At 40.7% G+C, this 9,766-nt stretch carries 8 protein-coding genes and 1 tRNA gene; 6 read left to right on the top strand and 3 right to left on the bottom strand.

Features of this window, described 5'->3' with window-relative positions:
* Positions 1-108 precede the first annotated feature (108 nt).
* The 6 genes from AAEY98_RS16135 to AAEY98_RS16110 all read left to right on the top strand — a co-directional run bounded on the left by AAEY98_RS16135 (position 109) and on the right by AAEY98_RS16110 (position 6,998).
* Positions 109-184 (top strand) — tRNA-Ala (locus AAEY98_RS16135).
* A gap of 401 nt (positions 185-585) precedes the next feature.
* Positions 586-1,605, top strand: coding sequence for a TRAP transporter substrate-binding protein (locus AAEY98_RS16130; RefSeq protein ID WP_182744755.1), 1,020 nt, complete (start codon positions 586-588; stop codon positions 1,603-1,605).
* A gap of 66 nt (positions 1,606-1,671) precedes the next feature.
* On the top strand, positions 1,672-2,328 hold the full coding sequence (locus AAEY98_RS16125) for a TRAP transporter small permease (RefSeq protein ID WP_162023556.1): 657 nt from the start codon (positions 1,672-1,674) through the stop codon (positions 2,326-2,328).
* The gene (locus tag AAEY98_RS16120; RefSeq protein ID WP_101086555.1) at positions 2,328-3,725 is read left to right on the top strand and encodes a TRAP transporter large permease; all 1,398 of its coding nucleotides are present in this window, start codon (positions 2,328-2,330) and stop codon (positions 3,723-3,725) included. Before AAEY98_RS16125 ends, AAEY98_RS16120 begins: the two co-directional genes overlap by 1 nt.
* A gap of 100 nt (positions 3,726-3,825) precedes the next feature.
* Positions 3,826-5,622 carry a sensor histidine kinase gene (locus tag AAEY98_RS16115; protein WP_350979190.1) on the top strand — a complete coding sequence of 599 codons (1,797 nt, stop codon included), beginning with the start codon at positions 3,826-3,828 and terminating at the stop codon, positions 5,620-5,622.
* Between the two features lie 2 nt (positions 5,623-5,624).
* Positions 5,625-6,998, top strand: a complete 1,374-nt coding sequence (locus tag AAEY98_RS16110) for a sigma-54-dependent transcriptional regulator (protein WP_351018148.1) — start codon at positions 5,625-5,627, stop codon at positions 6,996-6,998.
* On the opposite strand, the gene AAEY98_RS16105 is transcribed toward AAEY98_RS16110, so the two are convergent.
* The 3 genes from AAEY98_RS16105 to tesB all read right to left on the bottom strand — a co-directional run bounded on the left by AAEY98_RS16105 (position 6,995) and on the right by tesB (position 9,603).
* Positions 6,995-8,230 (bottom strand): MFS transporter, encoded by a 1,236-nt coding sequence (locus AAEY98_RS16105; RefSeq protein WP_350979191.1) that lies wholly within the window; start codon positions 8,228-8,230, stop codon positions 6,995-6,997. The genes AAEY98_RS16110 and AAEY98_RS16105 overlap by 4 nt on opposite strands.
* A 101-nt stretch (positions 8,231-8,331) precedes the next feature.
* Positions 8,332-8,733 (bottom strand): YbaY family lipoprotein, encoded by a 402-nt coding sequence (locus AAEY98_RS16100; protein ID WP_101086551.1) that lies wholly within the window; start codon positions 8,731-8,733, stop codon positions 8,332-8,334.
* Positions 8,734-8,742: 9 nt separating this feature from the next.
* Positions 8,743-9,603 (bottom strand): acyl-CoA thioesterase II, encoded by an 861-nt coding sequence (tesB, locus tag AAEY98_RS16095; RefSeq protein ID WP_011638171.1) that lies wholly within the window; start codon positions 9,601-9,603, stop codon positions 8,743-8,745.
* Positions 9,604-9,766 lie beyond the last annotated feature (163 nt).

Here is a 9,766-nt window from a genome sequence, read left to right as displayed (position 1 = left end):
CATTCGTCTAGAGGCCTAGGACACCGCCCTTTCACGGCGGTAACAGGGGTTCGAATCCCCTATGGGATACCATATTTTTAAAATTTTAGTTTTAGTCAGCTAGAATTTGGGGCTATAGCTCAGCTGGGAGAGCGCTTCGCTGGCAGTGAAGAGGTCCACGGTTCGATCCCGTGTAGCTCCACCAATTATTTGGTATTTAATGCATATATTGCATTCATAAATTAACCACCGAAAGGTGGTTTTTTTATGTCTAATTTTTATTTCTTTCTTGTTTTAATTAAGTCCATGTAAACTATTATTACTCTGCTAGTCATAAATACTCTCTTCACATCACGATCAATGACAATGTGCGACATTCCACCCATTACCCCTTTTCTACTGTGTGACAATCCACACATAAAATCGCTCTCCGGTTTCCTTATTAAATTAAAGTTAATATATTTCATTGAGTTACAAATAATTAACATTCTGGCCTAATGCTTGCTATGTTTGATCTATCCTCATAAAGCGTTTATGGCGTACTTGTTCTGGGACAAGTCACCACCTTGAGGAAAATATAACACTAAAAAAAGGAAGTTAATTATTATGAAAAAATCCACCAGTACCTTTACACGCCCACTCAAATCAATTGCTAAACTAGCAACAATTGCGACTATTCTGGCAGCGAGTTTTAATGTCTTTGCTGAACCTGTAGAAATTAAATTTTCGCATGTTGTTGCAGAAAACACACCAAAAGGACAAATGGCACTTAAGTTTAAAGAATTAATAGAGCAGCGTTTACCTGGTGAATACGTTGTTAACGTATTTCCTAACTCACAGTTATTTGGGGATAACAACGAGCTAGCAGCACTACTCCTAAACGATGTGCAATTTGTAGCACCGTCATTATCTAAGTTTGAGCGTTTTACCAAAAAACTACAGATTTTCGATTTACCTTTCTTATTTGAAGATATGGCAGCAGTTGATCGTTTTCAGCAATCAGATTCAGGCCAAAAATTATTAAACGCAATGAACCGTAAAGGCCTTGTTGGTCTAGGTTATCTTCACAACGGCATGAAGCAATTCTCAGCGAACGATCCATTGGCATTACCAAAAGATGCTAACGGCAAAAAGTTCCGTATTATGGCATCTGATGTGATTGCAGCTCAATTTGATGCAGTTGGCGCGATTCCTGTTAAAAAGCCATTTTCAGAAGTGTTTACTCTGCTACAAACACGCGCCATTGATGGTCAAGAAAACACTTGGTCAAATACCTACTCAATGAAATTCTATGAAGTACAAAGTCACATAACAGAAAGTAATCATGGCGTTTTAGATTACATGGTAGTGACCTCAAATACCTTCTGGAAAGGTCTACCCGCCGATAAACGAGCTATTTTTAAGTCATCACTAGACGAAGCTATCGCACTTGGTAACAAAATTGCGGCTGAAAAAGATAATCAAGATAGACAAGCCATTATTGATTCTAAGCGCTCTGAATTAGTCACGTTAGCGCCTGCTGCACGCCAGCAATGGGTTAACGCTATGAAACCAGTTTGGGCCAAGTTTGAAGATCAAATTGGTAAAGACATGATTGATGCCGCTCAAGCTGCAAATACTAAATAGTCTCCGTACTTGACGTGGTACTGAATGCATTCTTGCATCAGTACCACCTTTTTTTATTCAAGGAGTATGACCGTGATTTCAAGACTATTTGGTTATTTTGAAGAAGGGTTCCTTAATTTATTAATTACATTAATGACGTTGCTAGTTTTTGGCGAAGTTATTGCTCGTTTCTTTTTTAACACCGGTTTTTTATGGATCCAAGAACTGACCCTTACTCTTTGTGGTTGGTTTGTATTATTTGGTATGTCTTATGGCGTTAAAGTAGGAGCACATATTGGTGTCGATGCCTTTGTATCTAAGCTATCTGGTAAGCCACAGAAAGCAGTCGCTATCTTTGCGTGCCTGTGTTGCATTGTTTACTGTGGCATGTTTTTAAAAGGGGCTTGGGACTACCTTAGCCAAATGTACCAAATTGGTATTCCAATGGAAGATATCGACTTTCCTGCATGGTTTATTCATCAATTAGATCCAGATTTTGCCTGGGAAACATTACGCATCGACGTAGAAGACGGTGCAGTTCCTATTTGGTTATCTCAAAGCATTTTAATTATCGGATTTTCAATGCTCACTTGGCGTTTTATTGAATTGTTTATCGCTATTTTGCGCAATAAAGCTGTTGGTTTCCAACTGGCCGATGAAGCAAAAGACAGCATGCATTTAATCGATGAAGCTGCGCTATCCACATCATCAGAACAACAACAAAATGATAAGGACGCGAAATAATGACTATAGCAACACTATTTATTGCTTTGTTTATTTGCATGATGATTGGTATGCCTATTGCTATCGCTTTAGGCTTTTCAAGCATGCTGACTATTTTGTTATTTTCAAATGATTCGCTCGCTTCGATTGTTTTAAAACTGTATGAGTCGACTTCAGAACACTACACTTTATTGGCAATCCCATTCTTTATTCTATCATCGGCATTTTTGTCTACTGGTGGCGTAGCAAGACGTATTATTGACTTTGCGATGGACAGCGTAGGTCATATCCGCGGTGGTCTTGCCATGGCATCAGTGATGGCTTGTATGCTATTTGCAGCGGTATCGGGTTCATCACCAGCTACTGTAGCGGCTATTGGCTCTATTGTGATTGTTGGTATGGTGCGTGCGGGTTATCCAGAAAAATTTGCAGCAGGCGTTATCACTACGTCGGGTACATTAGGCATTTTAATTCCACCATCGATTGTAATGCTGGTTTATGCTGCCGCGACAGAAGTGTCTGCAGCTAGAATGTTTATGGCCGGTTTAATACCAGGCTTAATGATGGGTTGTATTTTAATGCTAGCCATCTATATCGTTGCTCGGATTAAAAAGCTGCCTTCACGTCCTTTTCCTGGCGTTAAAGCATTAGCGATATCAAGTGCTAAAGCGATGGGTGGTTTAGCACTCATTCTGATTGTGCTAGGTTCTATTTACGGTGGTGTAGCAAGCCCAACTGAAGCTGCGGCAGTAGCTTGTGTATATGCTTACTTTATTGCTGTATTTGGTTATCGTGATATTGGCCCTCTTAAAAATGTCGCTTGGCGAAATAAACAAGAGTCTTTAGTGGGAGCCTCATTACGTAACATAGGGCACATGTTACTTGCCGTTATTAAAACACCTACCGACAAAGAAATCCGTCATGTAGTACGTGATGGCGCTAAAGTCAGTATTATGCTGCTGTTCATTATTGCTAATGCCATGCTGTTTGCCCATGTATTAACCACCGAACGTATTCCGCACATTATCGCCGAAACGATTGTCGGATTTGGATTACCCGCATGGGGCTTTTTGATTATCGTCAACTTACTGTTATTAGCTGCGGGTAACTTTATGGAGCCTTCAGCTATTCTGTTGATTATGGCGCCAATCTTATTCCCTATCGCAACCCAGTTAGGTATCGATCCTATTCACTTAGGCATCATTATGGTGGTCAATATGGAGATAGGCATGCTCACACCGCCTGTAGGGCTCAATCTGTTTGTCACCGCAGGGATAACAGGAAAAAGTATGGGGTGGGTAATTCAATCGTGCCTTCCTTGGTTAGTATTGTTACTCGGTTTCTTGATGTTGATTACCTATATTCCACAAATTTCTCTATTTTTACCCGAATACATAGACAAATTAAACGGCTATTAACTTGATAATTCGCGTATTATAGACGAGCCTTAATTTATTAAGGCTCGTTTTTTTACTTATGCTCAATAATCATCATAATCATTATCGATTGGGAATATGCATGCTTTCATTCTCGACTACCAAAAAACGAAATGTTGTAATGAGCATGATGCTCATTATCGGGTTATTACTGACCCTTAGAGTTACATATTGGTATTTACTTGAACAAGGCACAACGTCCATTGCTGAGCAATCTGAAAAGCAAATTAATGAACTGGTAATTTTTATTGATAACGCCCTTTCACACTACGAAAATATTCCTGCAGTACTTGCACAAAACCCCATCTTAGAACAAGGGTTACTTGATCAACGCAATCCTCAAACAATCGAAAAGCTCAACGCTTATTTATCTGAATTAAAGCAAGTCACTGAGTCGTCAGACATTTACCTCACCGATGCGCTTGGCGTGGCTATTGCCGCCAGTAATTGGGATGTACCAAACTCTTTTATTAATCATGATTATTCATTTAGGCCTTACTTTATCGATGCGATATCAGGGAAGTCTGGACGATATTATGCAGTTGGTACCTCATCAAATAAGCGCGGATTCTACTTTGCTAATCCGGTATATCATAGAGGCGTGGTATTGGGTGTAGTGGTTGTAAAAGTTGATATAAGTTTGATTGAACAACAAAGTAGTGGTATTGCCATCGCAAGCCAATATGAGTTTATGATCAGCGATCCAGACAATATAGTGTTTCTTTCAAGCATTAATAGTTGGCGATTTAATTCATTAACACCACTGACACAGGCTAAACGTTTTGCTCTAAATTCATCAAAACGCTATGCCAACCGGCCCATTGGTGAGCTTAGTGTAAGCCCTCTTTTTATGCTCGGCAATTCCGATACTAAACAGGTATATAAAATATCATCAGCTGAAGGCCACGCAAAATACCTTGAACGTCACCAATTGATGCCCAATGCTAATTGGAACGTTCATATTCTTACTCCAATGAAGCCCTTATATGAATCGTTACCGCCAATAATGCTATTGGCAGCCACACTCTATTTATTATTAACACTTTTTATACTTTACAGCATTGAGCGCCGTAAAAATTTACGCAGAATGCACCAAGCTCAAAATCTACTCGAACAACGAGTAAAAGAGCGTACATTGGATCTTGAACAAGCCAACACCCAATTAAAAGACACTCAAGACGAACTAATCCAAGCGGCAAAGCTTACGGTCATAGGTAGCCTGTCAGCCAGCATTAACCACGAGCTCAATCAACCGCTGGCAGCACTGCGCAGTTACGCACAAAACACTCAAACCTTCATTGGCCGTAATATGATTGAAGATGCCAGCAGCAATATCAAAATCATGATAGAGCTAACCGATAGGCTTGCAGATATTATTGGTCAGTTTAAAAGCTTTACACGTAAATCTCAGGGTAAAGACAACGCCACCGAAATTAATCAATCAATTGAGCAAGCACTTACCATTGTTCAACCTGAAATGGACAAACAAGGTGTTAAATTGTCGCTGAAATTATTAACGGGCAAATGCCAAATATGGGGCGACAGCGTCAGATTACAACAAGTACTGGTTAACCTTATTAGTAATGCTATCGTCGCAATGCAGCAATCTACAGAGCGACAATTACAAATCGAAGTCTATTGCGACAGCAAGGTCAATATAAGCATTCAAGACAGTGGCCCAGGCGTGAGAGAAAGCCAAATGAATAAAATTTTTGAACCTTACTACACCACCAGTGAGCGCCAAGGACTAGGCTTAGGATTGTCCATCTCGCAGCGAATTATCGAATCTATGCAAGGTTCTATTACTGTCGAGAATGCCATACACGGTGGGGCTATTTTCCATATTATTTTGCCACTTTATTTACGTGAGGAAGTGTAAACGTGACTCAAATTCAAGACATCAATAATTATCAAGTTATTATTGTTGATGATGAACCTCATATCGGTATCGTGTTACAGCAGTTATTTAAACTAGAGAATATCAACGCGTTGGCGATTACGAATCCGCAAGCTATCTCCAGCCATATTACCGCTAACTGGCCAGGCATAGTGATTTCTGATGTCAATATGCCGCAACTCGATGGCTTAAGTTTATTGCAACAACTGAAACAACAAGACAGTGACTTACCTGTAGTACTATTAACGGGTTTTGGTGACATCGCCATGGCGGTAGACGCTCTCAAGAAAGGTGCTTACGACTTTATCGAAAAACCATTTAACAACGAACATATACTCGATGTGACTAAACGCGCGTTAGATAAGCGTGCGCTAACACTAGAAAACCGTAAACTTAAACGCGAACTTGAATCGCATATAGCACCTGGTCCACGTATTTTAGGCAGTAGTCCTGGTGTGATGAAAATGCGCCATCTTATTGACCAAGTGCTCGACACACCTGCAGATATCATGATTGAAGGTGAAACCGGTGCAGGTAAAGAGCTTGTCGCCCGATATCTGCATGACCATAGTTATCGTAACAAAGCTAATTTTGTCGCCATTAATTGTGGTGCAATCCCTGAAAACCTCATTGAAAGTGAACTCTTTGGTGCAGAATCTGGCGCTTTCACTGGCATAGACAAACGCCGCATCGGTAAGTTTGAATATGCTAATGGTGGCACGCTACTTCTAGATGAAATAGAAAGCACTCCTATGGCCTTACAGGTTAAATTATTGCGTGTATTGGAAGATCGTAAAGTCGAACGATTAGGATCAAATACGCCGATTAATTTGGACATCAGGGTTATAGCGGCAACAAAATTAAACTTGCAGCAACTGTGCGAAGAAGGGAAATTCAGACAAGATTTATTGTATCGTCTTAACCTAGTGACCATTGTAATTCCTCCACTACGAGATCGCCGAGAAGACATTCCATTGCTGTTTTTACATTTTGCCAGAATTGCTTCAGCTCGTTACCATAAAGCACTCATAGCATTAAATCCCCATCAAACGATGGTGCTAACCTCTCACGACTGGCCTGGTAATGTACGCGAGTTACGTAATTTAGCAGAACGTTATGTGTTACTTGGTGCAGAAGCCGCTTTTGCTGGTAATTTAGATAACCACACCACTATGCACACCAGCATGTCGCTTCAGCAAAGAGTGGAGTTCTTTGAGAGAATGTTAATTGAAGAAGCATTAAGCCACAACAAAGGCAGCATCAAATTAACCATGGAACAACTCGAATTACCCCGTAAAACCTTGTACGACAAAATGCGTAAGTTTGAACTAGACCGTAAACAATTTATCGAGAGTTAATCGGGTACGGATACATCAATAACCTGTTGTTGATGTATCCCTAAACGCCAGACCGCCACTAAAAGCAGCGCCAAAAGGCTCATAGACCCCGCAACCACTCCATTCCATTCAGCTTCGTGCCAAAACATCATTAAATAAGGTCCGCCTAGGGATGCGCCAAGATAATAGCAACATAAATACAGCGACGTTGCCTTAGCGCGATGACTGGTGGCACGGATAGCAACAAACGAATTACAACAGCTGTGAGTTAAGAAAAATCCGCAAGCACTGATCAGAAAACCCACCACAATGGCAGTCAATGTATCCACCAAAGTCAACAACGTGCCAGCGACCATTAAGCATAAAGCCACTCTAAATAATGGCATCGAGCCATAGCGCATAATCCATTTTGCCGACAAATAAGAAGCAAATGTGCCACTTGAATAACAGAGAAAAATCAAGGTCGCATTAAAGCGACTCAAACCATATGGTTCAGCCATAATATGCAATTGAATAAAGCTAAACTGATTGACCATCATCATAAATGCTAAGCCACCAATGGCATAAGCGAGGCGCATCTGCGAGTCAGACAAATGGAACATAAAGCCATCTATATCTTGCTTTACCTTATGTCGCAAAGAGACTTTTTGCTTAACCACTGGGGATTTAATTTCTTTACGCGGCAATAAATACGTTACCAATGCCACCCCCATTAACGTGACCAAAAACACCAACCCCATTGACGACTGCCATGATAAATTTTGTGCCATTAATCCGCCAAAAATTCGTCCTGCGATACCGCCCATACTGTTGGCCATAATGTATACGGCAGCAGCTTTGAGCATAAAAGAGGGAGCTAATTGTTCTTTAAAATAGGCCATCGAAATCGCGGGCACAGCGGCCAACAAAATGCCCTGCAGTAAGCGCACCCATAATAAGTCATCGAATGTTTGGGCAAACACTAATAAAATATTCGACCCTGCGAGCAGCCATAAACTCACCACAATAGGAGCCAACCGTCCTATCCTGTCAGATAAAACTGCATAAAAAAGCAATGAAAAAGCTAAGGTGAAACTGGTAACAGATAACACCAAAGTAGCTTGTGCGCCAGACACATCAAAATGTTCCGCAATAGACGGCAGCATGCCTTGTACTGTGTACAAATTAATGTAAATCACCATAGAAGCTATGCACAAAGCCCAAATTAAACGAGTTTGCGCATGCGAGCGATAAGTCTGAGATAACTCTGTCATAAACAACCTAAACAGCACATTAGGGTAGAAACAGATTATTACCCGCCAAATAAATAGATCAATGACGGGCATAAGAGTTTGTGAACTAGATTACGAAGTGGCTATTTAACGCGTTTCATTAACACTTGAGTGGTAAATTGACCGTTACTGATCACACGGAACTTATCATACGTTTGAAAAATAGCATTACCTTGATAAGTGATCATTGCCACAACACCGTAATCAACACCGCTTTTGACTAACTCAGCAGGTAAGGTGAATTTAAATGGAACGGGTGCTCTGGCTATATCAAAGTTTTTTTGAGAGATAATCGCACCCGGAGTATTAAAATCAATTAATGCAATGTTAATTTTACACCCTTGTGGCAAGGCAATTTTCTCTGCATAACCTGCATAGCCATTTACAATGACTGGCTTTTCAGGCTCAATCGTCACACAACCGTTGAGTATTATGGCAATCAAAGTGACAACCGCGAATTGTATCCCTTTCTTAATTATTAACATGTTAGCGTCCTACTTGGTCATTCTGATTAAACCTTCCTGTGTGGCAGAAGCCACAAGACGTCCTTGCTGATCAAAAAACTGCCCTTTCACAAATCCACGTCCACCGCCTGCATTGGGACTATCAATACAGTACAAGAGCCATTCTCCCATATTAAATGGGCGATGAAACCACATGGCATGATCAATAGTGGCCATGCGCATACCTGGAGTTAAAAAAGACACACCATGGGGCTGAGTTGCTGTGGCTAAAAAATTAAAATCCGATGCGTAAGCGAGTAAATACTCTTGAATACTATGATCCGATGGTACTTGCCCATTGGCACGTAGCCATACATACCCTTTTGCCTCTGTTGTGTTAGGGGCGATAGGATGAACCGGGTTAACTAAACGCATTTCAATCGGAGAGTCTGCCATAAATTTTTCGAGCATTTTCGCTGGTACTTTATCACGCATAGTCACTGCAAGTTCTTGCTGATTCAATAAACCTTCAGGTCCTGGCACATCGGGCATGACATCTTGATGATTAAAGCCTTCTTCAACCGTTTGGAACGAACAGGTCATATAAAAAATAGGTCGACCTTTCTGAATCGCTTTTACTCTACGCGCACTAAAACTTCCTCCATCGCGCATATTTTCAACATCGTAAATAATCGGTAATTTTTCATCACCCGCACGTAGAAAGTATGAATGTAAAGAATGTACATGGCGGTCTTCACTAACCGTTTGTTTTGCAGCACTTAACGCTTGTCCCATCACCTGGCCACCAAACACGTGTCCGAAGCCTAAATCTTGACTCTGGCCGCGAAACAGACCTAACTCAATTTTCTCAAGTGACAACAATGACAATAAATCGTTTAATACCTGACTCATAACACCTTCTCTACAACTTGGATTAACGTTAAGGTTACCTTAGTTAAGCTGATGTTTTCTAGCTTATTCTATGGTAATTGTTGAATTTAAGTCATCTAGTGACAAATCACGAAATAGTGATGCAACGCAAATATTCATATCTGCAGCCTAATTGAATATTTGG

This window comes from Shewanella sp. AC91-MNA-CIBAN-0169 (assembly GCF_040310165.1).
Taxonomy (GTDB): Bacteria; Pseudomonadota; Gammaproteobacteria; order Enterobacterales; family Shewanellaceae; genus Shewanella.
The sequence above is the reverse complement of the archived record's forward strand: the minus strand, read 5'-3'. Positions and strand labels throughout refer to the sequence as shown.

Coding starts and splice junctions, on each gene's coding strand:
- AAEY98_RS16130 (WP_182744755.1), top strand. CDS start 586: ATGAAAAAATCCACCAGTACCTTTACACGCCCACTCAAATCAATTGCT.
- AAEY98_RS16125 (WP_162023556.1), top strand. CDS start 1,672: ATGACCGTGATTTCAAGACTATTTGGTTATTTTGAAGAAGGGTTCCTT.
- AAEY98_RS16120 (WP_101086555.1), top strand. CDS start 2,328: ATGACTATAGCAACACTATTTATTGCTTTGTTTATTTGCATGATGATT.
- AAEY98_RS16115 (WP_350979190.1), top strand. CDS start 3,826: ATGCTTTCATTCTCGACTACCAAAAAACGAAATGTTGTAATGAGCATG.
- AAEY98_RS16105 (WP_350979191.1), bottom strand. CDS start 8,230: ATGACAGAGTTATCTCAGACTTATCGCTCGCATGCGCAAACTCGTTTA.
- AAEY98_RS16100 (WP_101086551.1), bottom strand. CDS start 8,733: ATGTTAATAATTAAGAAAGGGATACAATTCGCGGTTGTCACTTTGATT.
- tesB (WP_011638171.1), bottom strand. CDS start 9,603: ATGAGTCAGGTATTAAACGATTTATTGTCATTGTTGTCACTTGAGAAA.